At 41.5% G+C, this 23,741-nt stretch carries 21 protein-coding genes and 1 pseudogene; 18 read left to right on the top strand and 4 right to left on the bottom strand.

The features are described 5' to 3' along the window. The 3 genes and pseudogenes from JFC05_RS11130 to JFC05_RS11120 form a co-directional block, all read left to right on the top strand. Positions 1–140 (top strand): annotated as a pseudogene (locus JFC05_RS11130) (IS982 family transposase); the annotation flags it as partial. A gap of 354 nt (positions 141–494) precedes the next feature. Beyond that, the gene (locus JFC05_RS11125) at positions 495–719 is read left to right on the top strand and encodes a helix-turn-helix domain-containing protein (RefSeq protein WP_198336922.1); all 225 of its coding nucleotides are present in this window, start codon (positions 495–497) and stop codon (positions 717–719) included. A gap of 155 nt (positions 720–874) precedes the next feature. Continuing rightward, a complete protein-coding gene (locus JFC05_RS11120) occupies positions 875–1,150 on the top strand; it encodes a hypothetical protein (RefSeq protein WP_198336921.1) in 276 nt (91 codons plus the stop codon). 188 nt (positions 1,151–1,338) lie between these two features. On the opposite strand, the gene JFC05_RS11115 is transcribed toward JFC05_RS11120, so the two are convergent. Continuing rightward, a complete protein-coding gene (locus JFC05_RS11115) occupies positions 1,339–2,295 on the bottom strand; it encodes a hypothetical protein (RefSeq protein ID WP_198336920.1) in 957 nt (318 codons plus the stop codon). Positions 2,296–2,320: 25 nt separating this feature from the next. Continuing rightward, positions 2,321–4,969: a MobA/MobL family protein gene (locus JFC05_RS11110; RefSeq protein ID WP_198336919.1), complete on the bottom strand. Its 2,649-nt coding sequence runs from the start codon at positions 4,967–4,969 to the stop codon at positions 2,321–2,323. Between the two features lie 260 nt (positions 4,970–5,229). Here JFC05_RS11110 and JFC05_RS11105 point away from each other — a divergent pair, with 260 nt between their 5' ends. The 10 genes from JFC05_RS11105 to JFC05_RS11060 all read left to right on the top strand — a co-directional run bounded on the left by JFC05_RS11105 (position 5,230) and on the right by JFC05_RS11060 (position 13,802). Then, positions 5,230–5,571: a hypothetical protein gene (locus JFC05_RS11105; RefSeq protein WP_025652650.1), complete on the top strand. Its 342-nt coding sequence runs from the start codon at positions 5,230–5,232 to the stop codon at positions 5,569–5,571. 198 nt (positions 5,572–5,769) lie between these two features. Continuing rightward, positions 5,770–5,907, top strand: coding sequence for a hypothetical protein (locus JFC05_RS11100; RefSeq protein ID WP_198336918.1), 138 nt, complete (start codon positions 5,770–5,772; stop codon positions 5,905–5,907). A gap of 272 nt (positions 5,908–6,179) precedes the next feature. After that, on the top strand, positions 6,180–7,136 hold the full coding sequence (locus tag JFC05_RS11095) for a replication initiation protein (protein WP_198336917.1): 957 nt from the start codon (positions 6,180–6,182) through the stop codon (positions 7,134–7,136). Positions 7,137–7,216: 80 nt separating this feature from the next. Next, complete coding sequence (locus JFC05_RS11090; protein WP_198336916.1) at positions 7,217–7,450, top strand: type II toxin-antitoxin system RelB/DinJ family antitoxin; 234 nt, start codon at positions 7,217–7,219, stop codon at positions 7,448–7,450. 105 nt (positions 7,451–7,555) lie between these two features. Further along, on the top strand, positions 7,556–7,852 hold the full coding sequence (locus JFC05_RS11085; RefSeq protein WP_165596705.1) for a type II toxin-antitoxin system Phd/YefM family antitoxin: 297 nt from the start codon (positions 7,556–7,558) through the stop codon (positions 7,850–7,852). Beyond that, the gene (locus tag JFC05_RS11080) at positions 7,849–8,103 is read left to right on the top strand and encodes a Txe/YoeB family addiction module toxin (RefSeq protein WP_025652646.1); all 255 of its coding nucleotides are present in this window, start codon (positions 7,849–7,851) and stop codon (positions 8,101–8,103) included. The genes JFC05_RS11085 and JFC05_RS11080 overlap by 4 nt, the downstream gene beginning before the upstream one ends. A 536-nt stretch (positions 8,104–8,639) precedes the next feature. After that, positions 8,640–9,890: a replication initiation protein gene (locus JFC05_RS11075; RefSeq protein WP_198336915.1), complete on the top strand. Its 1,251-nt coding sequence runs from the start codon at positions 8,640–8,642 to the stop codon at positions 9,888–9,890. 100 nt (positions 9,891–9,990) lie between these two features. After that, positions 9,991–10,287 (top strand): hypothetical protein, encoded by a 297-nt coding sequence (locus JFC05_RS11070; protein WP_198336914.1) that lies wholly within the window; start codon positions 9,991–9,993, stop codon positions 10,285–10,287. Between the two features lie 128 nt (positions 10,288–10,415). Further along, a complete protein-coding gene (locus JFC05_RS11065) occupies positions 10,416–11,384 on the top strand; it encodes a DNA-binding protein (protein ID WP_198336913.1) in 969 nt (322 codons plus the stop codon). Positions 11,385–12,875: 1,491 nt separating this feature from the next. Beyond that, positions 12,876–13,802: a cation diffusion facilitator family transporter gene (locus JFC05_RS11060; protein WP_058025953.1), complete on the top strand. Its 927-nt coding sequence runs from the start codon at positions 12,876–12,878 to the stop codon at positions 13,800–13,802. Between the two features lie 186 nt (positions 13,803–13,988). On the opposite strand, the gene lnt is transcribed toward JFC05_RS11060, so the two are convergent. Then, entirely contained in the window at positions 13,989–15,557 is a 1,569-nt protein-coding gene (gene lnt / locus JFC05_RS11055) for an apolipoprotein N-acyltransferase (protein WP_068039556.1), read from the bottom strand. Between the two features lie 239 nt (positions 15,558–15,796). On the opposite strand from lnt, the gene JFC05_RS11050 reads away from it, so the two are divergent. Further along, positions 15,797–16,441, top strand: coding sequence for a DUF411 domain-containing protein (locus JFC05_RS11050; RefSeq protein WP_082787298.1), 645 nt, complete (start codon positions 15,797–15,799; stop codon positions 16,439–16,441). Positions 16,442–17,237: 796 nt separating this feature from the next. Then, entirely contained in the window at positions 17,238–17,960 is a 723-nt protein-coding gene (locus JFC05_RS11045) for a CHAP domain-containing protein (RefSeq protein WP_198336923.1), read from the top strand. Positions 17,961–18,107: 147 nt separating this feature from the next. On the opposite strand, the gene cadR is transcribed toward JFC05_RS11045, so the two are convergent. Then, positions 18,108–18,518: a Cd(II)/Pb(II)-responsive transcriptional regulator gene (gene cadR, locus JFC05_RS11040; RefSeq protein ID WP_025643920.1), complete on the bottom strand. Its 411-nt coding sequence runs from the start codon at positions 18,516–18,518 to the stop codon at positions 18,108–18,110. A gap of 142 nt (positions 18,519–18,660) precedes the next feature. Here cadR and JFC05_RS11035 point away from each other — a divergent pair, with 142 nt between their 5' ends. The 3 genes from JFC05_RS11035 to JFC05_RS11025 all read left to right on the top strand — a co-directional run bounded on the left by JFC05_RS11035 (position 18,661) and on the right by JFC05_RS11025 (position 23,710). Beyond that, positions 18,661–20,877, top strand: a complete 2,217-nt coding sequence (locus JFC05_RS11035) for a heavy metal translocating P-type ATPase (protein WP_011513680.1) — start codon at positions 18,661–18,663, stop codon at positions 20,875–20,877. A 121-nt stretch (positions 20,878–20,998) separates the two neighbouring features. Next, complete coding sequence (locus JFC05_RS11030) at positions 20,999–23,047, top strand: heme lyase CcmF/NrfE family subunit (protein WP_025643925.1); 2,049 nt, start codon at positions 20,999–21,001, stop codon at positions 23,045–23,047. Next, positions 23,048–23,710 carry a DsbE family thiol:disulfide interchange protein gene (locus JFC05_RS11025; RefSeq protein WP_011513682.1) on the top strand — a complete coding sequence of 221 codons (663 nt, stop codon included), beginning with the start codon at positions 23,048–23,050 and terminating at the stop codon, positions 23,708–23,710. It begins immediately after the preceding gene. The last annotated feature ends 31 nt before the right edge of the window (positions 23,711–23,741 follow it).

The raw sequence follows: 23,741 nt of genomic DNA, 5'->3' as shown, positions 1-23,741 counted from the left end.
TACAAAGAGTGCGAGCAAGAGATTTATGGCATTTGTCTCATCGATTGATTCGTAAAATTCTGTCGCATAATCTGTGCTTTGTACTCAACAAAAAACTTGGTAACCCGCCTCTTCAGTTTGATTTGCTTATTTCAAGTTGAGAGTGGGGTAAGTATATAAGTATATAAGTATATAAGTATATAAGTATATAAGTATATAAGTATATAAGTATATAAGTATATAAGTATATAAGTATATAAGTATAACTAAAAATGTACGTCACATCACTACTAATAGCAATACTTCATAGTCAAAATAGCATCGTCTTTTCTAACTAGCGTCTATCCATTATGATAGACGTTCTGCATTAAAGACAGCATAATAAACTGCCTACTACTAGTAAATTACCGCTATTGAATATCAATTTGAGCTACTAAAAGGAATACGTTAGCCACTCATATTCGTTATAATCCGCTCACCAATCAAAACCACTAATCGTTAATGAGGAAACCACTATGGTGAAGTGTCACTTATCGACCATCATGGGCGAAAGACGCCTTAAAATTGCCGATGTCGCAAGGGATACTGGCATCAATCGTGGCACCATTACTCGCATGTATCATGAAGAAGCCACCCGCGTTGATCTAGATGTCATCGAGTCTTTATGTACTTATTTTAGAATTAATGTTGGTGATTTATACGAAATCATAAATGAGGACAGCAGTGAATCACCAGCATAAATAACGTTGTCATGAGCTGTGATTGTCTTCAAACAGACAAAAAGACCTATAGAAGGTTATTTTCTCTTGTAATAGATTAAAATATAGGTATAATTTGACCTGTAGTAAGTCATTTTATCCATTATTAACATATAATAATCTGCAGGAGAATACTAATGAATAACAATCTATCGCGGCTCAACAGCTGCACATGGTTTAGTAACAACGCTAAGTCTTTAGCCTATCAACTGTTATCAAGTCTACAAATACAACAAGGAACACAGTTAGCATCATTACTTAGCGTTGACTCTATTCTTCATAATGACGAAGCAGTCTATGTCTGGGTGCAACGACAGCTAGATGACGGTCTTATCGTTGACGATCATGCGTTAAGCACCCTTGAAACTGCTTTTATAGAGTTGGTCACAGCTCACACTGACCAAGCAGCGTAATGGCTTTAGCTTATATTTACAGACAACTTGTTTAACAAGAAACAATAACCCTTAAAGCCAGATAAAGTGTCATTATCTGGCTTTTTAATATAGACAAAGATAACGACAATCAAACAAGCCTTTTTTCAGTCTTATATGTTTTAGAAGACGCAATTTTGGGCAATATAGCTCACTATTACCATACGCCTTTACTCAGTCGGCTTTGCACGCGGCACCCCAGCTATTTTATAATAAACAAAGCCTCTTTCATCTCTCAAAACACTCTTACTGTCTGCTCTAACGCACCAGCTGATTGCATCAGGCTGCGCTTCATTAACATCACAAGCCAGAATAATCTGCTGACTTTGAGCGTCATCAAATGCCTGCTTCCACCCCGTTTCAAGCTCATCGATGCCGCGCTGTAGCTCTGCTTGCTGGTATTTCATCTCTGCAATCTCATCAAAGCTTGGCACATACCAAAATACCAGGGCCACCAAACTTATTATCACAGCCATCGTACCCGCTGCGACAGCGGCTGCAATCCTTTTAATACTCATAGTCTCAATGGACTTATGAATTTTGTCCAAGTCTTTACTAGCTCTAGCCTCGACCTGCTCAATCCGCGTTTTGGTAGTAGCCTCAAAGGTCTCAATATCTTCAATAATCTGCTTATGACCAGCTTGGTACTGATTGGTGAATAGGGCTAGATTGTCAGCGCTTGCGCTAAGTTTATCAGCAACTCCTTGCATGGTACTGATTTGTACCTCTATGCTATCGTTTTTAGCAGTGACGACCGACTCTACAGCCGTATCAATCTGCTGCTTCATATCGGTGATGATGCCCGCTATTTTGTCATCATAACGACGCGGCATCTCATTGTCAGTGAAAGCCGTCACTGCTGCTTGAAGCTGCTTTAACACGAGTTCTTGATACTGACTCAATGCCTGCGAAGTTGTGCTTGCGCTACTACCTAATTCCTCAATGGCAGAAGACACCTCACTCACCTTGCTATCAATACCGCTAAGCGAACGCTCAAGCCGCCTCGCTACCGCATCATCGGCTCGCTTAATCAGCTCACGCAAGGCCCCAATGACCGGAGTCAATGAAGTCACTAGGTTAACAAGTTGATCGTGTATGTCTTGCTCATTGCTATTGTCTTTATTCATGGGGTACTCATTATTATAATGCCGCCTAAAATGGGCGTGGTGAGGAATAGCGGCGTGTTTGTGCTTGTTCATGCGCTTGGATGGCGTTCTTCGTTTTTTGCAGGTGATCTGTCACAGTTTGTGTGAGCGTTGCCCCATCTATGGTGATAGCAGGAACGTGCTCAAAGCGCTCATTGATTTTCGTTAACACCTCGACCTTATCTTGATTGTCAGGCAAGCGCTCAAGCTGTTGCCATAGCGTCGTTGCTGCCTTCTGCACCTGCGTTGCAATTTTTTTAGCATCGGTGTCTCGTAAACTTTTTTGTAGTGTCGTAAAGCTGTCAGTGTGTTTTAGAGTAGTGAATATAAATGCTTGTGCGGCAACCGCCTCAGCCGCGTTGATCGCTTCGATCGGTGCATCAACGGCCTTAAAATCAAGGGTATTAACGCGGTTACGCACCCGTACCACTAAATTGTCAAATCGATCTCGATATGCTTTGGTCTCATTGATTCGCTGACGCTTAAGAGATGCCTGCTGCCGCCTCTGTTGTAAGGTTTCTCGCCGCCTGATCAAAGCCTCCTCTCGTGCGCGCTCAGCCTCTTTCTTAAGCTTTGCTTGCTCATGCGCTTTGTTGAGCTGATATTGCAGCGCCATAGTACGGCTGCGCCAGTCCTCAAGCCGATCTGCATTCAACTGAGTAGTCTTGGTACTTATGATTTCATCGTATAAATCATCATCTTGCACGATCACCGCCTCACTTTGATCCAGTAAGGCGATACGCTGCTCATAAAACGGTGATAAGCGCTGATAAGTCTTTTTACTGGTATTAATTTGCTGCTTTAACTGTTTGATGTCTTCATTATTGGTGGTCTTAAACGCTTTAACATCAGCGGCCAATGCCGTCAAACGAGTGTCAGCATCCGCGTCTATCTCTACCGCTTTTAACGTACTGAGCGCCTTACGTTCTTTTTGAAGATATTTAAAGCGCTCAACGTCCAGATCTGCAAATGCAGCAAACTTATGATAAGTATCCATGTTATTGGTGACGTCTATATCTTGTAGATCCGCAAACGCTTGATCCCACTGTAAGGATAAGTCGGATTTTTCAATATCAATCTCATCAAGAGCTTTAAAGCCAGTCGCCAGTTTATTCAGCTTTGCGGCAAAGGGTTTTAGCGTGGCCTTCAACCCTTTGTAGTCAGCAATGACTTCATTATTAAGCGGGATCAGCTTTTTTAAAACCGTTTTATTGTTCAGCACCGTTTTATCAATCTGTGACAGCTGCTCTTCAAGACGGCTAACAGCGCGGCCTGTTTGTAGGGTATCATCTTGTCTAAACTCCTCAACCAACGCTAAAGCCGCCTTTAGTGCCTCACTTTGCTCTTTTGTGCTTATCTGCCTGGCAAGCTCAATCATTTTTTGGCGGGGGTCACTAAAATCCTGTCCCACCTCCTCGGTGAACCGCTGGGTACTCTTAATGTTTTTATCAATGGTAATAATCTGTTTAGACTGGTGCGCTAACTCTTCATGCAGCGCATCAATGGTTGAAAATAAGGCGCTGCGTACCATCTTTTTTTGACTCACAAAGTCGGCTGAAATTGCTAAAAGCTCATCAAGTGCGTGATCATTGGCCGCATCACTATGCGTCTGACTGTTACTTTTAGGGATAGCGGGTTCAAGTTCAACGGCAGGATCTACAAATCGGATATTACTGAGCTCAATTCGCGCAAAGGGTTTACGCTTTTTATAATGTATTGTGACGCCGTTAACCTCTTGTTCATTGCTTTCTAGGTCAATACGTCCCTTGTCGTCGTACTCAATTACTAAACCATTTTTTTCAATGTAAGCATTGATCTCATCAATCGTCTCGTTGTATTCGTGAATCACTGAACGATTGCCTTTGAGAATATCCTTATATAGTGATTTACCCAGTTTCATTTTTGGCAAACGATTGATGCCCAGCTCACGGTAGGATTTCTCACTAATGGTTTTATTCTTAGGCAGTAGCTCATTGGCCATATCCGCCCAAAGGGTGCGTTGATATTTAAGCTCATCGCCGCGTCCGTTTAACCCCTTAGATAACCGCTCCTCCGTTGACCACTGCAACCAATTCTTGCGTGCTGATAAAGCATAACCCTCAACATCCGCTACTATCTCACGGCTTGAGAGTAAAATATGGGCATGAAAGTTACGACTGGTCAGCTCAACCACTTCAACCTCCCCCACATGTTTCTCGTGACTGTGGGGCCGATGAATGGCCACATCGACAAGCACGTTATAGCGATCAGATAAGGTTTGAGCGTAGCGCTCGGCCAGAACTATACGCTGATCCGCGGTGATCCCATCAGGAAACATCACGTCAATCTCAGTACCCAATTGCGCGTTTTTACGAGTCTCAATGCGTTCGATATCATTCCAAAAACCCTCACGTGTCACTGCTAGATCCCCAGCAAGAGTTGGCGTTATCAACGCCGTATGCATCACATTTTTCTCAATAACTTGCGTGTATTTAGTACCATTACTGTCCACTAAATTTAAGATTTTGTCTTTAGCTTTACTGGTGTAATCGTGGACGACTCCTGACTGCTCATCAACCAGTTTTGAGCCAGAATTATAAGCCGACTTTGCCACCACGTTATGATTTTTCGCCTTACTAACGGCGCTAACCGCCAGATGAAACCCTTTATTATTCATAGCAAAAAACCCGGAATTGAAAAATGTTTTTTTGGGGGTTGTAGGGGGTTCGCCCCCTGCCGAACGACGGAGTTTATGTAAAAAATAGTACCCCTTGTGGGTCTTTTTTACATAAACTCCTAAGTTCGCTCTTAACAGAGGGTTAAAATACTACTGCGCCCACGAAACGATGTGGTCTTGTGTATTTTACTACCTTGCATACCTATGTATGTACTGCTAGGATCAACTCTATCATAGTTGGCTAAAAAAAGGATGAGGTAATGTCAGTAATATCAGATGATTTATTCGCAAATAAGATTAAGCAATTACAGGCTCTTAAAAAAGAGATTGATCAGGACAGGCTTGAAGCACATAAAATATTGGGGGAGTGGTTGGCCAACGCATTAGACGATGATGATAATCATGAACTGCAAGCTATTTTTTTAGACGCACACGATAATGAAAAATATGCTCGTTTGAAAAAGCACCGTGAATTTTTGAAAGCAATTGCCAATAAAATACAAAGTAAAGCTGAGGTGGTACCAAGCAGCTTTACACCACCTAAAAACAGTCAGGACAGTGACCACGGTTCATTGCTTGATATTTATTCATCATCACAGTAGCTACTCGAAATCGCCTAATTGAAGGTACAGCTGGATCGTCTACTAATTAGCGAAAGGTTAGGAGACGGTTATCGGCTGTTTTAAGCGTTTTAGAATAGCTTTAGCTACCATCGTATCGGACAGAGCGTAAAACGTATATAAGAGTGGTTTCTAGGCTTTTTAGCAACGGTTTGATAAGTGTTTACAGATGTGTCGATAATGGCTACTGAAAATGAAGACAAACTATCTACAAAAAATGAGACTGATATTGAGAATGTGAAAACAGGGTTGTCCAGAATGACAGATGAAGATATTCAAAGATCCAAGCTTGATCCAAATTATGAGGATAAGGATTGATGTTAATCAGACTGACAACAACGTAATAAGTTACTAATCAGTCTCATAAATGATAGGTAACTCATATTCTCATCTCAAATCCGTCGATTCTTTTGCTTTTTTTCTTATTATTTAAAACAAAAATATATTTTTTACTTTTAAAGACTTTTAGGACTTTCACAGGCTTTGATATTAAAGGGATATAGACTTTGTAAAGCTATAAACGTCGAGGTTGACTCTACAATCATCATAGATTATGCTACAATATATTTTTTGTAGCATAATGGGGTCCTATGAGCGATTTGGTTGATACATATGAGAAGAAATATCCTGAAACTTTGGTAGTTATGCGAAACAAAATCGAGCAATGTTTTCACAAAATGACATTAGACGAGAAACGATTGATAATTCTCGCGAGTTCAACTGCTAGAGTCATTGACGCCACTGAAAAAGATGCTATAGACATTACAGTTGAGCAGTTTGCTCGTGAGTGTGATCTTAAAGTCAGTTCAGCATATAAACAACTTGAGGTAGCAAGTAAGAAATTATTAAACCGTTCCTTTTTTTATAAAAATGAACGAGGGAAAAGAGTAGGCGTCAATTGGGTGATTAGGGCGATATACGATGATGGATATACTTCAATATGTTTTCCTAATGAAGTACTGTTCATGTTTAAGAAGTTTGACGACAATAATCCTTTCACCAAATACAAAAAAGAAGAGGTGCTTAAGCTAAAGGGAGAGTATTCCATTGATCTATATCATTTAGCCAAAAAATATGAAGGAATGAAAATTTTTCAAATAACACTAGAGGACTATAGGCTAGAGTTAAGGTTACCAAAATCTTATGATCGCATCAACAACTTGAAATCTCGGGTATTAGAACCCGCCATTAAAGAAATTAACGAAAAAACTGAGATTAATATTAGTTATGAGAACGTCAAACGCGGTCGTACCGTCATGGGACTAAAATTCACAGTCGAGGCCAAGCCAACTAAGAGAAAAGGGCTGGAGGATTCAAATCAGAATAATGAAGATAGAGATATTCCACCTCTAACCGTTAAACAAATTGATCGTTTTGCTCCTTTGTTGGCCAACTATGCACCGTTTGGCAGCTACGCCCCGTCAGGTAAAAGCACTCAAGAGGTGATCAGTTGGCTGCACACTCAATTAGGAGATGAGGCTTTTTTAAAGACCCACAAAAAGCACTTACTGGCAGTGGGCTATACGTTTCCTAAGCAAAAATCATAATATAAAAAAATCATGCTTAGTATTTTTGGCATTACAAATGGTTTATATTGTACGTACATATATAAGCCATTTGTAATGCCATGACGACAACCAATTATAATATTAGGCTCGATCAAGAGCTCAAAGATAGCGCCTTTGCCGTGCTTGAAAGCTATGGATTAACGCCGTCTCAAGCAATCAAATTGTTCTTAACTCAAGTGGCGCAAACCAATACCGTACCGTTATCCTTTGATTATCAAAAACCCTCTAATCTTAATACGCCGCCAAAAACTTCTGCTGGTGATTACGAATTGAGCGGCCAGCGCCACAAATAAATCAGTATAAAAATAACTGTACAGATATAAGTACAGATATAAGTACAGCTATGGTATATAATATCAGTCATACAAATAAATATGACCAAACACGGAGTAATCGTTATGGATGTTGTGAACTACACTGATTTTAGAAAGGGCCTAGCCAAATATATCGATAAGGTAGATACCGACAAATCGCCGATCGTGATTACTAGACAAAATGCCAAACCTGCGGTACTCATGAGCTTAGAAGAGTTTAATTCATATGAGGAAACGCTTCATCTGCTAAAAAGCCCCACTAATGCCAAGCGCCTCAGACGCTCTATAGCCGATGCTAAGGCGGGTCGTTTAATCGAGCGTGACAGTGACATCAATACGGATGACGCATTATTGACTTGTGATGATGAGGTGGACGCTTGATCTTATCTTGGACACAGGATGCGTGGGAGGACTACGAATACTGGCAAAAAACCAGCAAAGAGAAGGTCAAGCAAATAAGTAAGCTGATTAAAGCCATCAAACGTGATCCATTTGAGGGTATTGGTAAACCTGAACCACTCAAACACGATCTGGCAGGCTATTGGTCGCGTCGCATTGATCAAGAGCATAGACTGGTTTATGAGGTTCAAGATGATGCCATTATCATCGTTCAGTGCCGATATCATTATTAAGTAAACAGTGTTAGTTCACAAAAGTGCTTGATCCTAAGAATCAGGCACTTTTTTATTTTCCATTCTGGCTATGTGTCCTAAAACGAACGAGAAAGCTCTGTAGAGACGTCTAAATATATTGGTTAGTACTTCGACCTAAACATTCGACAACAAACCTTATGCGGTCATACGACGCCATATAATTGCTAATGGTGACTATACCTCTGATCACGTTACCACAGAATAAAATAGTTGCTGTTTTATTCTTACCTAAAAATACACGTATATTATTTTGAATTTATATATACAGATTTAACAGATTTATACGTTTTTCGCCAATCCTCTGTAGCGCTTCATTTATAAGTATTACAGGGGATTTTTTTTATTTAAATGACGACGTTAACCTTGTTATAGGTAGACAAATACCTTGTTGTTTTAGTGTATAGGTAGACATTTAGCTTGTTTTAGGTAGACAAATACCTTGTATATGACGAAAAATTATAAAATTTTTCGTCATATATGTTATATTAGTTAAAACCAAACAAATAGGTTAGGATATGACACCTGAAGAAATGCAGGGTTTTCAAGACAAGCTTAGGCAAGACTTTGGCCATACAATCAGGGTACGCGTTGAAAAACCGCTGACACCAGAGGAGCGTGAGGCTTTAATCAATCATATTAGATACACAAGAAATGATTTCAACGCCTCTATTGAGATTATTGAGCCCATTCCTATTGACTTTGATTTTGAGGTATTGCCTTTTGAAGAAGAGATTCAAAAGCCTATACAATCCCCTCAAAATGCAAGCTCAGATGCCAGTAGTACAACATCCGATAAAAAAGACGATAGCAACTGGGTTTATGGACCGAATTGGATTGTGCTACAAAACAGATTATTAAACGCGATTACAGATTTGACGCATAACGAGAGACGACTGATCATGCTTTTATCGCCAAAGGTTCGAGCTGCCGTTGATAAAAATGCTAATCAGCGGACGTTTATGTTGACAGCTTCAGAGTTTGCCAAAGAATATGGGCTCGAAAAAGATGGTACATACCAGCTGCTAAGTGAGTTATCGGATAGTTTGCTACAAAAAGCGTTTTGGTTTTATGATTTCAAAGCAGATGAGGTCGTCAATAGAAAAGGTAGCAGTTGGGTTGCTGAGTGTGAGTATCTAAAGGGTCAAGGGCGAATAGCGGTGACGTTGACAGATACAGTGACTGAGATGTTAACTGTATTTGATAAGTCAAATACGTTCACGAAGTATGAGAGGCGCTATATCGTGGAGCTGGGCTCTTACGGTATTTTAATGTTCGAGCTTGTCAGTAGCTGTTTACACTTGCAGAGTGGTAAAAAAGCGTACTCAGTTGCGTATCTGCGCCAAAAATTCAACTGCACAGACAAGTATGAAAAAATCACAGACTTTAAAACTAAGGTCTTAGATAAAGCCATAGCAGAGGTTGAGAAGCACACACCGCTGAAGGTTAGCTATACAGAAAACAAAATCGGCCGAGAAATCAGCGAAATCGTGTTTTGTATTCGGGACACCAGCAGTACAAGCCTTGAAGATATTGTCAAAGTGTTTAGTCCAGCTGAGATTAAAAAATATGGTTGGAAACTTAAAGACAAGCATGAGGTAGTTAGTAATTTTCCTCAATCGATTAAAACGCCGGTTGAGACACAAAAAGAGATCGAGGCGCGTATGGCAAAACCGGAATACTACGCAGAGTATGTGCGCTACTTAAAAAAATTAACCGACTTTGATGAAACGCTACATATAAAAAATATGCTCAAAAGAGCCAAGTAAGCAGCGCTTTAACCTCACTGGTGACGCACACATCAAAGGGAGTCGATGATAGTGAGCTCATGCGGTCTCTTATGCAAGGCATATCATAGTAGGAAGTATTATGAGCAAGGTTAGCTATCACATAGACGAATTACCGCCGCTAACTGCTAAGCAGCAATCAGATTTAGAGCTTCTAGCCACGCTTAGCGATGACCACATTGATTTATCGGACATTCTAGAAGTCACCGATTGGTCAGGCGCGATCCGTGGCAGTATCAAATCTCAAGCGTTGTCTACGGAAACCAGTGTCATCAGCCCAAGTATCCTTGCCAAATTCAAGGACAGAGCTAAGCAAACAGGCGGTAACTATCTAGACATGATCAACGATGCCCTAGAAGAATACCTATCCGATCACTAGGCCTTAAGTAACAAGCACATGACCTCAAGATTACTTGGGGTTTTTTTACATTCTATATTGTAGTATGTTGTATATTGTAGTATATTATATACAACATACTACAATATACTATTAAGGAATACAAAATCATGGCACTCACGATACAAGATATTCATGCAGCAGCAGACCAATTACAAGAGCAAGGGGTTAAGCCGACACTGGCAGAGGTGCGTAAGGCGCTAGGCGGTGGCTCATTCACGACTATCAGTGATGCTATGCAAAGCTGGAAGCGAGAACAGCAAGAAGAGCAAGAGCTACAGCAAGTAGACTTACCTAGTGGTATCACAGAACGCTTGCACACGCTTGGGGCTGATATGTGGCAGACGGCTATTGATATGGCTAATGATAGATTGTCTAAAGAGCGTGAAGCTTTAGAGGTGGTTAAGATCAAGGCACAAGCAGAGATGGACGAAGCGCAAGAAGCGGTTAAGACCTTGGAGGGGGAACAAGCGGATTTACTACAGCAACTGGACGAGGTGACCGGCACTGCGGAAACAGCAACTAAAAGCGCACAGCAAGCCACAGCTGACCATGACGCTACCAAACAGACGCTATTAGATACTAGGCATGAATTAGAGCTTGAACGCACTAAGGCTAAGACCGCTCAATCACAGCTTGCAGAGGTGAGTAATGCATTAGATAAGCAATCTATAGAGCTGACTAGCAGTCTTGGTGAGGTAGCCACGCTTAAAGCCACAGCTGATAGTGATAAGGCAGAGATTGCACGTTTAAAGATTGAACTTAAAAATACTAAGTCAGAGCTAAAGGCAGTCACCACTGAGCGCAATAATATACAAACGGCTACCGCAGAGATCAAAGGAGAGTTAAAGGCAGTCACCGCTGAACGTGACAAGCTATCAGGACTTAATAATCAGCTGACTCAAACTCAGGCTAAGCTTGAAGCCGAGCATAGCGTATTGGGTAAGCAATATAGTGAGCTATCAACCAGCTACCTATCAGAGCAGGAACAAATGACTGCGTTACAAAATAAACTCAAGAGAGCTCAAGATGATCTCATACTTATTCAAAACAAAGATAGTGCTTTGGATGCTGATTAGATAAAAGTATTCAAGGTTCCATGATAAAGAACAGTTATGATTTTAGGAGAGACTTTACCCAAGGCATAGATCTCATTCTATCCACACTAAACTTATGAATCAGCCATGACAATATTGACTCACTGAATAAATGATAGTTGTATAATAAATATTCTAAATTTTTCTCTAGACTCTTATAGTATATAGCCTAGTGGGCTATATACTACTTAAATTAGCCTAAGTAAATTTATGCTGATTTTGGAGCCTTGAGCAGATTTCAAGGAACACTCACCCTAAAGCGTTTATGAGTAAAAAAATACTCACAAACACTTTAGTGCATTCCTTGGATTTGATGTGATTAGTCATGCCGACTTCATCGCCCATCGCGTCATCAAGACCGTATCACTGTATCAAGCTACGGCTGTTATGATTACGGCTGATAGCACCGCCTAGACACGCTCATAACCGCTACTGTGCTGTCATACGCTAGCAAGGGCGTTCGCCCAATATACCGCTACGATATGCACAAGTAACCACTCATTGCGTTGCTCTGATCCTTTGTCTAGTAACCCCTGTAGGGAGCTCACCCTTATGTCAAACGCAGTCGTCACCGAGGCCTGCCACCCATTTGACGGGTAACGGGTACAGAGAGAGCAGCACGAGGATGTAACGAGCGAACAAGCAGTTTTTAAAATGTATAGCAAATAGAGTTGATATGAAAGCAGATTTTGGATAAAATGACCCTAAACGGGCATTTAATGCTGTTCAAATAACGCAGTCTGTGTGCTTATTTGTTCGTTACAGGGTGTTGACGCACACTGTAACCGTTAATTACATTAAAAACTAAATGCCTCTAGGAGTCAACTCCCAGAGGCATTTTTTTGTTTGTCATGTAGATTGGGTTTTTATTATCTACTTTTTCATTAGATTGCTTAGGCTTTTTTTGTCGTCATTTAGCGTAGGTATTTCAACCATTTTGAAGTTAGCACTTAGTACATCCTCACAAGACGTTAAGTTTCTGACAATACTGGGATAGTTTACTATGAAGACCGGCTTAGTCGTCAGATGCAAGGTTTTACACGCGCTGTTAAGAAGCGGTAAATCATCTTTCTGAGAGAATACGATAATGAAAAGACAAACCTACACTCCTGAGATTAAAGAACGCGCCGTTCGTATGCTGATTGAAGCATTAAACGATTACACCTTTATGTGGTCATGTCATAAAAAGCACACTAATGAAACTATACTAACCAACACTCAAGACTAAGCTACACATACTAAAGAGCTTGAACATGAGAACAAGAAGCTTACGTAAGCCAGTTAGATTACAGTAAAATCCGCTTTTTTCGCCCAAGGAGAGATAGGACACACAATCAAGTTGTGGCTCAGTTTATTGATAAAAATAAGTGGGTCTACGGTATTAGAGCAATATTGACTGTGCAATATAGAAAATATGCAATAAACTTATTTTCTACCTTTAATAAAATGCAGCAACCTAAACAAGGGTAAATTATGAGTAATTCAGATAACCACAGTCATCAAGCTCCAGACCCTAAAAATATGAATAAAGCTTTTTATATTGGGATTGGTCTAAATTCTGCATTTACGCTCATCGAGTTTATAGTGGGCTATTCAACTAATTCATTAGCTTTAATCGCAGACGCTAGCCACAACTTAAGTGATGTTGCCAGTTTAATAATCTCGTTAATTGGAATGAAATTAGCACAGAAAGCATCTACTACGCTTTATACCTATGGCTACAAAAAAGCTTCTATAATGGCGTCTCTTATTAACGCCATATTGTTAGTTACAATCGTTATAGGTATTGCGTATGAGGCCTTGGGTCGATTTGATACGATACCGGAAGTTGCAGGAAAAGTTATTATTATTACAGCTCTAATAGGTGTATTTATAAATACTGTTTCTGCTTTTGCATTCTACAAAGGTCAAAAAGACGATATTAATATCAAAGGTGCTTTCTTGCATCTAATGGTAGATGCATTGGTCTCTGTAGGTGTCGTTATCTCGGGCATTATTATTTACTATACAAGTTGGAATATCGTTGATCCTCTAGTTAGCTTGATTATTTCAGTCGTTATACTGTTATCGACTTGGGGTCTACTAAAAGAGAGTATCAAGCTTGCTATCGACGGAGTACCTCAAAATGTTGATCTCAGTAAAATCACTGCTATCTTAGAGAGCTATAATTTTATTCAAAACTTTCATCATTTACATATCTGGGCTTTGAGTACCACTGAGAATGCTCTTACAGTTCATATTGTACCGAAGACCGATATAACGTTTGAAGAGACTATTACTATGAAAGAAAACATCAAGGAAGATTTGGCGCATCAGAATATACAACATGCAACTATTGAATTTGGTACTAAGGCAGATGACAATCAAAAATCGCGTGCATTAAATGAAAGTATCAACTAAAAGATGATAGACCGTATATAGCTATCTCTTTTTAAGTATGAGGCGCGTGCCTTATGTCAACATAATTTTTTCAATCAGTTCTTATGTGATCAATAGTTTAAAACTTTTATATTTACGTGCGTTAGGACGTTACCTAGAAAAAATAAAAAACTTACGCTGATTAAATTATTATGATTAAGTTTACTATTACCCTCGTCTTCTAAGTGTGGTTAGACCTTTGCCAAAATAGCTTATTAGTAATAACAGGGTTATTATTATCAAGATAGGATAATTTCCCATAAGCATAAAGGGCGTGTTACCAACCCGTGCCTGTATCTCACCACGTAGTACAGTACGCTCAAACTGCGGTGCGCGTTTTACAATACGACCTTTATGGTTAATGATAGCGGTAACACCAGTATTGGTCGCTCGAATAAACCAGCGCCCGTTCTCAAGCGCGCGCATTTGTACCATTTGCAAATGTTGCAATGGTCCTGCTGAAGTGCCAAACCAGGCATCGTTAGAGACGGTCAACAAAAAGTCAGTATCGATGGCATTTTTACGCGTGGTATCTGGATAAGCTACCTCATAACAGATAGCCGTCCCTATATTGTGTTCACGCACCTTTAGCGGTGACTGCTGATCACTACCACGACTATAGCTCTTAATATCCTGACTACCGGCCAAACTTGGGAAAATATCGAGCACGCCTTCAAATGGAATATACTCTCCAAAAGGCACTAGACGCTGCTTCTTGTATAGGCCTTCCGCTTCTACACCTCGAGCAATCACGCTATTGTAAAATGGGGGATACTTATCCGTACTGGCATTGAATGCCGCTTTATCCTTATAAGGGATACCAGTTATCCATGTCGTATTGGTCGCATTGGCCATTTCTATCATTTCACTAATAAAGCCCGCAGCCTCATCCTGAAACATCGGAATAGATGATTCAGGCCACACCACCACATCACGTCCCCACTCAGTGCGCGTTAACTTCGCATAAATCTTTAGCGTTTCTACTTGATATTGCGTCAGCCACTTTATATCTTGTGAAATATTACCTTGAATCAATGACACTGACAGATCAGGTGTGCCCTTAGGTTTTGTCCATTGCGGATTGACCAGCCATAATGATGTGCTAATGGCTAATAACAGTACAGAAACGACGGCATAACTACTGCGTCGAAGCAGTAGCTCTACTAAACTTGCAGCCAATAGTATGGCAACAAAAGAGACGGCAAAAACACCAGCAACGGGTGCTAAGGACGATAACCAATACTCTTCAGTAAATGCATAACCAACAAATAGCCACGGAAAGCCTGTGAATAACCAAGTTTTTAACCATTCTTGTAGCACCCAAAGAGCAGCAAATGAAAAGGGTTGTTTGCCTACCATACGGTTAAAGACTAGTGCTAAAAATCCATGAAACAGTCCCATACCGAGACCCATCAATCCAATCATAATCAATGCGAGCCACGTTGGAGTATCGCTATAATCATGGATGGCAGTATAGAGCCAAAAGCCGCCGACGCACCATAGCCCCATACCGTAAGCTTCACCGATAATAAAAGCGCGACGACCACTCATATTTGGTACCAACAGCGCATATAAAATCGCTGGTGACACTATTGCTAGCGGCCAGAACCCATGAGGCGCTAGCGCAAATAAAAAAATAGCCCCTGCAAGCCATGCTGCTACTAGCGTAAACCATAGCGGTAATTGATTTGAGTGAGTACTCAAACGCTTTTGTAGATTAATAGTAGACAGGCGCATCGCAAATTATCCAAAATTATGAGTTTTGAATTTTTAGTCAAAATCCAAAACTCGGATAGACCTGTTAATACTACAGGCAGCATTTCAAAATGAAAACTGCTTATGATACCAGTCCGCACTGCTCAATGGATAAATTTACGTACTCCGTTTGATGGGTTATTATGCTACATTACCAAACGATATGAAGTGTTACTTGACCTTCTATAGCTCACAATATCTACAGTACATGAGAGAGCACTATGACCCCCTTAAAAATAAAATCCAGTCTTATATTCAATCGTTATCTGTCTAAGGGGTTGCGTAGTACGTTAGTATTACTTGCCGCCTCATCACTATTTGCTTGTAGCCAACCGAGTAGTGGCGTATCTGATGCAAGCACAACATCGGCATCAACTGAAGATGTAGTGACTGTTCCGAAGACAGCTGAACCAAACGTTATAAATACTCCTATGATGACATCAGTAAGTAAACCAGACCTACTAAAAAACGTCTCAGCCACTGTCTATAAAGATGCCAATTGCGGCTGCTGTAAAGAATGGATAAGTCATGCAGAAGATAATGGTCTAAGTGCAACCGCGCAAGATGTTGCGGACTTAGCCGTATTTAAAGAGCGCTACAGCGTTCCAAATGAAATGCGTTCTTGCCATACTGTAGTCACTACTGATGGTTACGTCTTTGAAGGTCATGTACCCGCTAAATATATGGCGCAGTTTTTAGAAAATCCGCCAGTACAAGCTATGGGTCTTGCCGTACCTGGCATGCCTGTTGGTAGCCCAGGTATGGAGTATCAAAATAAATTCATGCCCTATCAGGTTATGCAGCTCAATAAAGACGGGACGACCCAAGTTTATGCTGATATTGAATCGGTAGAGCAGCAATTATAGTGTGTTAGCAGTTAAGAATACTTTGATTATAGTGTTAGCGTTAAAAGTAAATGAGGCAGGTATAAGACTGTTCTATTGCTTATAAAATGATTCTTCATCAAAAAAATCATTAGCTATTGCGACTTTAAAAGCAAAAATAACTTTGAATTTGTAACTTTTGATGACAATGTAAGCGGATTTATCGGTTATTAACCCTTAAAATAGATAAATAATTAAGGGTTAATACAAGAATATACAGGATGTATCGAAACAATTACGTAATATTACATAAGCCAGTAGGGAATTAACATCTATATTAATATTATAAATTATTATATTATCTTAATAATTAGTTAGACCCTATATAGGGTAATTACTTCATCCAATAGAAAAACGTCTGAGGGTTAAATCTAAATTATAGATTTAACCCTCAGACGTTTTTTTGCTTATAAAACAGTAGAAATTGTGGTCAATCTAGTCAGCTATATTCTGTACATGTTACACAAACTTACATTGTAAAATGTGGGATATTAGCAATTTTTTCGACATCAAAAAAGTATTTTTGGGGTTTTTAAGGGGAATGACAGGCTAAACAACCTATGCTAAAGTCGGCTTTGTGTTTTGGTCAGCAGCTTGATTTGTAACAGCTTCGTAAGACTTCAATGAGCTGTGATCGCCAATAATTATTTTTTATATGAATAATATGCAGCAGAAGTATCAGTCACTATGACGTATATATACTTGTGTTGTTGAGATTTAATTGACTGCGCTGTTGTTGATAACAGACGATTTTGAATTAACCGTAGGTATTAGATTTATGAAACAGGCTTTATTGATTTTGTCAGTACTGGGTATGGGCATAGCACAAACGAGTGGTGCTGCTATCACAATCTCTCAAACAAATAATACCATCACCAATACTTCTGTGGCATCAAACTACGGTTCATCAAAAAACATCTATAGCACCAAAAGTGGTGCTTATGTTTCTAATAATGATGAAATTAGTCAAGCAATTAGCAACCTAAGTGCGCAGGCCAAGCAAAAAGAGAATCAGCTTTCATCATTAAACAGCCGCTTATACGCTGAAAAACAACAGCAGCAAGTCAATAAGGTTCCTGACAGCAATTCAGCCCCCGCTATCGCTGCTGCTCGCGCCTCAAAAGTGGCTTTATCTGGCAGCTCTGGATATTGTGCCCGTTACGTACGTAAAGCACTACAATCAGCTGGTTATGAATTTACACCCAATCCTTCAGCCTATCAGTACGCCACTCGTGGCACGCTTGATAAAGCAGGTTTTAGCAAAATCAGTAATGATATGCCAACCCAAGTAGGTGATGTTATTGTCTATGATCGCTCATCAAAGCGCCCGCATGGCCATATCCAAATATTTGATGGCGAAAATTGGATTTCTGATTTCCGTCAGAACAGCATCAGCCCATACAGTGGTGTCTATGCTTATACGACATGGCGCGATTCAAAATACGTGGATGACGCATCCGCATCAGATCGTAATATCCACCTTGCTATGAATGATAAATAAGACTTTCTAAGTCAGCACAACATAGTTGTTATTTCCTCCAACCCAGTAGTGATCTTAATATCATTGCTGGGTTTTTTTGTGCTTAACATCAGGGCGTATTTAACCTTTCATGATTTGATCCGTCAGAAATGAACACTACTGATATCATTACTCATGACAGGAGTTATCGACAAGCGCGTTTAAAATGCCACATGATGACGCTGGTGCACTACTTGCACATTTCTGGCGCAAAACGGTCAAGTGATGCTTTAAGTGCATCAGTTCTTCCATTCGTATTTCCACAGCATGAATGTGCTCATCTAGCAAGTTATTCACATCGCCGCAGTCCTTGTCAGGCGACTCCCAGTATTCAAGTAAGATTCGCACATCATCTAAAGCCATATCGAGCGTACGGCAATGTAGGATAAATTGTAGACGCTCAATGTGCTCTTCATTATATAAACGATAATTCCCTTCGCTACGAAAAGGCTCGGGTAATAAGTGCTCCTTTTCGTAATAGCGAATGGTTTCTACTGTGGCACCTGTGCGTTTAGCGAGCTCACCAATTTTGATTGTCATAACAACCTCTATGATTTAAATAATTAAAGTGGCTGTAAAGACTAGCGCTAGAGAAATTAAAATTACGAAACTGTAGATAAATAACCTTGACTCTAAAGCCACTAGAGGGTTCATAATATCATTATTCAAAGGGTAAATTATTATGAAATATCATATTGAAGGTATGGACTGTGCCAGTTGCATCGGCAAGATTGAAACAGCTTTGAAACGTATGCCTGGGGTTTCTGATGTTGAGCTAAATTTTGCTACAGAAACGCTAGAGCTAAGCTTGGCCCCTGATGCGCCGACTCAGGCTAGTGATATTGAAAAAACCATCAAAAGCCTAGGGTTCGGTATATCTGCCAATACTGGTCAACAAACTGTATCGGCTATTGATATTGACAGCGACAATCAGATGGCTCCGCAGGATAAGCGGTGGTGGCAAACTCAAAAAGGCAAACAGGTTGTTGGTCTCGGTATTTTGATGGGCAGCGCTTATGCACTGTCACTACTGTTCCCCGCTTATGGGATATGGGTGTTTGCCATCGCTGTGATTGTAGGCGTTTTTCCATTTGCACGCAAAGCCTTAGCACTGGCTAAAACAGGTTCATTCTTTTCAATTGAAACGCTGATGTCCGTCGCCGTGCTTGGCGCACTTATCATTGGTGAAGCTGAAGAGGCCGCAGCGGTTGTCTTTTTGTTCTCAATCGGTGAACTGTTTGAGAGTATCGCTGCTGATCGCGCTCGCGCTGGCATCAGAGCCTTATCATCGCTGGTTCCGAAAAGTGCGATTTTACTTGATGCTCAAGGTGGGCAGCGTAACGTTCCAGCGACTTCACTACAAGTGAATGACCTTGTGCTGGTGCGTCCTGGAGATAGGGTATCTGCTGATGGTTCCATTGTTCAAGGTGCGTCCAGCCTTGATGATTCGCCCGTGACGGGAGAGTCTGTTCCTGTTGCCAAGACGATGGGTGACAATGTATTTGCAGGGTCAATTAACATCGATGGTGTGCTCCAAGTGCGCGTAGAAAAGACAGCCGCCGATAACACTATTTCGCGCATTATTGATTTGGTAGAGCAAGCGCAAGCTTCCAAAGCACCCACTGCCCGTTTTATTGAGAAATTCAGTCGTTACTATACACCGGCTGTGATGGCTATTGCCGCCCTAATTATCATCGTCCCACCGTTAACCATGGGCGGAGATTGGTCAACTTGGTTATATCGAGGTCTAGCCTTATTATTGATCGCTTGTCCTTGTGCTCTTGTGCTCTCAACACCAGCTGCTATCGCCTCTGGTCTAGCGGTCGGTGCGCGCCGCGGCTTGCTGATCAAGGGCGGTAGTGCTTTAGAAACCATCGGCCAAGTGAAGACAGTCGCTTTTGACAAGACAGGCACTTTAACTGAAGGCAAACCACGCGTGACCGATGTTGTTGACATTACACAAGAGTATTCAAGTGTTCAAGGTCAGGATTCTCAGGATCAGGGTTCTCAAGGTAAAGATAAGGTATTGGCGCTCTTTGCCAGTGTGGAGACAGGTTCTAGTCACCCGCTTGCTGAAGCTATTGTCAGTCATGCCAAAGCCGCCAAAGTTGTCATACCTGTGGCTTCTAAAGCTTCTGCTACTGCGGGTAAAGCGGTACACGCAACTATCGCTGGGCGCGCGCTAGCTATCGGTTCGCCTGTTTATGCCGCAGATGAGGCATCAATTTCAGCCGAGCAACAGGCACAAATCGAGGCGCTGCAAAATGAGGGCAAGACCGTCTCAGTTCTTTTCGATGAGCAAAGTCGAGAAGTGCTTGGATTGGTCGCACTAAGAGACGAGTTACGAGACGACGCTCATGAAGGTGTGGCTCAACTTAAAGCGATGGGTGTGCGCTCCGTCATGCTAACAGGCGACAACCGCTTAACCGCTCAAGCACTTGCCAGTAATTTAGACGTGGAATGGGAAGCTGAGCTGTTGCCTGAGGACAAACTGCGCTTGCTTAACGAGATGAAGAATAACAGCAAAATAGCGATGGTGGGTGATGGTATTAACGATGCGCCAGCACTAGCAACCGCTGATGTTGGCATCGCGATGGGTGGTGGTACCGATGTGGCCATTGAGACGGCCGATATCGCATTATTAAAAAGTCGTGTTACAGACATGGCCCATCTGATTGCACTTTCGCGTGCCACCATGCGCAACATTCATCAGAACGTCATTTTCGCTTTAGGTCTCAAAGGCGTCTTTCTGATCACGACCGTATTCGGCATTACTGGACTATGGATTGCGGTTCTAGCTGATGCTGGAGCAACAGTGCTCGTTACTCTCAATGCGTTACGTTTACTGCGCTTTAAAGGCGCGCCTCCACTGGTAACTCCGCCTAAAGTAGTTAAATAAAACCCTTCGAAATCAATTAAAAACTAGAGATAGCAGCAGATTTCGGGGGTGGGTTCTAATAATAAAAATTCCACCGCTACAGTAAACTGCAACCGCATTAGAGTAAATAAGGTTAGACCGTATGTTGATTACAGAATTGGGCTATTTTGCCTTGCTTACCGCTTTTGTATTGGCGTTATTGCAGGTAATTCTGCCAACTATTGGTGTTATTCGTAACCAAGTTGCTTGGCAACGACTAGCCCCTAGCTTAGCTTGGGCACAGTTTGCCGCCATGATAACGTCATTTGGCGCTTTGATAGCAGGTTTTTATTATAATGATTTTAGCCTCAGTTACGTCGCGCAGCATTCCAATACGCTGTTGCCTTGGTACTATAAGTTATCGGCGACATGGGGCGGACACGAGGGCTCTTTGCTGCTATGGATGACCATCATGGCCACATGGTGTGCACTGGTATCATACTTTAGTCGCGGCTTGCCGTTATCAATGCGTGCGCGGGTATTAGTTATTTTGGCCGGTGTACAGTTAATGATGCTAACAATGCTGATATTTACCTCGTCACCGTTTGAGCGTACCTTACCCAATCTAGCGGTCGATGGCGCTGATTTAAATCCTGTCCTACAAGATTTCGGTCTGATTATTCATCCGCCCATGTTATATATGGGCTATGTGGGTATGGTAGTGCCTTTTGCATTTTGTATGGCGGCATTGTGGGAAGGGCGTTTAGATGCTGCTTGGACACGCTGGTCACGTCCATGGGCGCTCGCGGCTTGGGGATTTTTGACCATTGGTATTGCACTGGGCTCGTGGTGGGCCTACTACGAGCTTGGCTGGGGCGGTTGGTGGTTTTGGGATCCGGTAGAGAACGCCTCGTTTATGCCTTGGCTTGTCGGCTTAGCATTGCTGCATTCATTAGCAGTCACTGAAAAGCGCGGGGTGTTTAAAGCATGGACCATCATGCTGGCTATTTTCGCCTTTGCCTTAAGCTTGCTTGGCACGTTCCTGGTACGCTCTGGAGTCCTTACCTCAGTGCATTCGTTTGCCGCTGATCCGACGCGTGGTTTGGTCATCTTAGCTATTCTTGGCATTATCATCGGTAGTGGTCTATTAATGTTTGCCGTTCGCGGTTGGCGTTTAACCGTTGAAAGTCAATATCAGCTGATTTCACGTGAGTCCTTTTTAGTGATCAATAACGCCATCATTTTGATTGCAACCTTAGTGGTGCTGCTCGGCACCCTCTATCCTATTATCGCTGATGCCTTTAGTCTCGGTCAGGTATCTGTAGGGCCTCCATACTTCAATGCGCTGTTTGTGCCTTTGACATGGCTGTTGTTAATCGCTATGGGTATGGGCTCTAATATTCGCTGGAAACAAGATAAGCGTCCGTTACTAGGGGTGGGTATCGCCATTGCCGCTAGTAGTATCGTATTGGCTGCTATTATCGCCTACTTTACCAGTCCATCTGCTATGTTCAATATTGGCGTGACTTTAGCGGTGAGCTTTTGGGTACTGCTATGGATGATCGTTGACTTTAGAGACAAAACCAAGAACGCCCCTAATTTCTTTAAAGGTCTGCGTCAGCTGCGTCTTAGCTATTGGGGTCAACAGACTGCTCATATTGGCGTATTGGTTGCTGTCATTGGCATAGCCTTTACTAGTAGCCTGAGTATTGAGCGTGACGTAGCAATGGGTATTGGCGATACAGTCAATGTTCAAGGTTACGATTTTGAAGTAACTGAATTTTTTGAAATAAAGGGTAGTAACTTTGATGCAACGCAAGCGCAAGTGGTGGTATCCAAAGACGGTCGTGAAGTGGCGAAACTGACTCCAGAAAAGCGTACTTATATTATCAGCACGATGCCAACAACTGAAGCTGCTATTGACCCCAGTCTTATGCGCGATGTTTATGTCGCACTGGGCGAACCTATTGCCGATGGTAGTAACCAATGGGCATTAAGGATTTATGTAAAACCATTAATTCGCTGGATTTGGTTAGGGGCAATTATCATGGCTCTAGGTGGATTAATTAGTATGCTTGATAAACGATACCGCATCAAAAAAATTAAAGCTCCGTTGCTAGTTACTGGTAGTTTGGCTACTTATGGAGTCAATGAGGTAGCTATTGAGCAGGCAATCTCAGTATCGACGATGTCGACACTAAAGGAGAAATAAATGACTATGTCGAATAATACTCCTGAGCAAAAAGATAGCCAAAACAGTAAGCAGCGTAACCCAAAGACAATGAAAAAAAAGCAGACGAAGCTATGGTTCTTAATTCCGCTTATCCTCTTTTTTGGTTTGGTAGTTATATTGTACATGCGCTTAGGTAAACCAACAGACATTGTGACCAATACCGCTCTTGAGCGTCCGGTTCCTACCTTTGAGCTGCCGTTATTAGCAGATACTACCCGTACTATCACCAATGATAATTTGCCGGATAAGCCGTTTTTACTTAATGTTTGGGGCTCATGGTGCCCAACTTGCGTTATTGAGCATCCGTTTTTAATGCAACTAGAAGAGCGCGGCGTTGATATCGTTGGTGTGAATTATAAGGATGAGATTGGTAATGCGCTCAGTTACTTAAACCGAGGCGGTGATCCATTTTCTATGTCTATTCAGGATTCATTGGGTCAGTTTGCTCTAGACTTAGGCATAACTGGTGCGCCCGAAACCTTTGTTGTGGATGGAGATGGCATCATTCGTCAGCATATTGTTGGTGAGATTAATGAAGCCAATTGGCAACAGCGTGTTAAGCCGTGCCTGACAGTACTTAATAAGGCTAATAAGAACAACGATAGTCCTGATCTCATTCAGGTTGAGGAGATGTGCAAATGAACGTTACTCGAATAAGAGCTCCTCAACTAAA

Source organism: Psychrobacter celer, assembly GCF_016107555.1.
Lineage (GTDB): Bacteria > Pseudomonadota > Gammaproteobacteria > Pseudomonadales > Moraxellaceae > Psychrobacter > Psychrobacter celer.
This window is presented reverse-complemented; position numbering and strand designations above follow the sequence as displayed.